Source organism: Alteromonas sp. IB21 (assembly GCF_016405965.1).
GTDB lineage: Bacteria > Pseudomonadota > Gammaproteobacteria > Enterobacterales > Alteromonadaceae > Alteromonas.
Map to the genome: position 1 here is coordinate 1 of NZ_JAEFCD010000059.1, position 1349 is coordinate 1349.

1 protein-coding gene is annotated in these 1349 nt (G+C 42.7%); it reads left to right on the forward strand.

The features are described 5' to 3' along the window. Positions 1 to 80: 80 nt before the first annotated feature. The gene (locus tag JC525_RS19680; protein ID WP_198817835.1) at positions 81 to 1118 is read left to right on the forward strand and encodes an IS110 family transposase; all 1038 of its coding nucleotides are present in this window, start codon (positions 81 to 83) and stop codon (positions 1116 to 1118) included. Positions 1119 to 1349 lie beyond the last annotated feature (231 nt).

Sequence of the window (1349 nt, forward strand, 5' to 3'; positions counted from 1 at the left end):
CCGAGATAATTGGACTCCCCCAACTCAGTGAGCTGGGTTAATATTTTAGTTCTCACACAAAAAATATTATGGAGTCCAACATGCACAATATAATCACAGGTGTTGATTTAGCGAAAGAAGAAATTCAGGTTTGCGTTTGTAAACGCAACAAGGTGCAGTCTAATCAGGCGATGACACCGATAGAATTTGGTTCTTGGCTAGCGTCGTCAAAACCAATGACAATTGTTTTAGAAGCATGTAGTACATCAAACTACTGGAAGCAAAAAGCGTTGGAATATGGGCATGATGCTCGATTAATTTCAGCAAAATTGGTTGCTAGTGTGAGACAAAATCAGAAAACAGATAAAAACGACGCCTTAGCGGTTGCGCAAGCTGCTCAACTCACCGATGTTTCGTTTATTAACGGCAAATCAAAAGAGCAGCAAGAGCTACAAACCTTGGTTCGTCTGCGAGAGTTGGCCGTTAAGCATAAAGTCGCAATGCAGCAACAAATTAAATCTTTATTGCTAGAGTTTAATATTCGAATGTCGCCTAGTCAGGGAGGGTTAAGTGGCGTTGTTGAAGGTGTGCTGGAAGATGCTGAAAATGGCTTTTCCATGGTTTTTAGGCAAGCTCTCAATACTAGTTGGCAACAACTCCAGCGTGGTATTGAGTCGATAAAGCAGTACGATTTATATTTAGAAAAAGCAGCAAACGACCACGAAACATGTAAATCGCTACAGGCCCTAGAAGGTGTAGGTCCGTTAAACGCTGTGAATCTTTATATGGCACTGGGCTGTGGAGAGATGGGGCAATTTGAAAAAGGTCGCGATGCATCTGCCTGTATTGGTTTAACGCCTATTCAACATTCGTCGGGCGGTAAAGTAAAATTGGGCTCGGTGGGCAAGCACGTTAAAAATAATATGCTACGAAGTTGCTTAGTTAGCGGTGCAATGTCAGCAGTTAATCAGGCGATGAGACGACCAGCAAAAACCAAAAAAGAGATGTGGATCCAGCAGATGGTTGAACGCAGGGGTAAGCGCTGCACAGCCGTCGCGTTAGCAAATAAAACAGTAAGAACGGCATTCGCGATGCTTACAAATGGCACAGAATACAAAGCAGAACTACTGGCTGCTTAATCGAGGTTTTGACCAACAACAAAAATGCTCAAAAAAGATGAAAATCAGCTTGTTTAGTCAGTGCTTCGCTCAGAGCTTCGAGCTCGTTATCGAGATTTGACAACAAGTTCGCGTAAATATCATAGAGCCTGGGATAGCTTCCCTATTAGAGCTCGTACATAAGCACGCATTTATTCTTTAATTGGCTAATAATGTTGTTGACAAAGGGGGAGTCCACATAAGCGAAGCGAG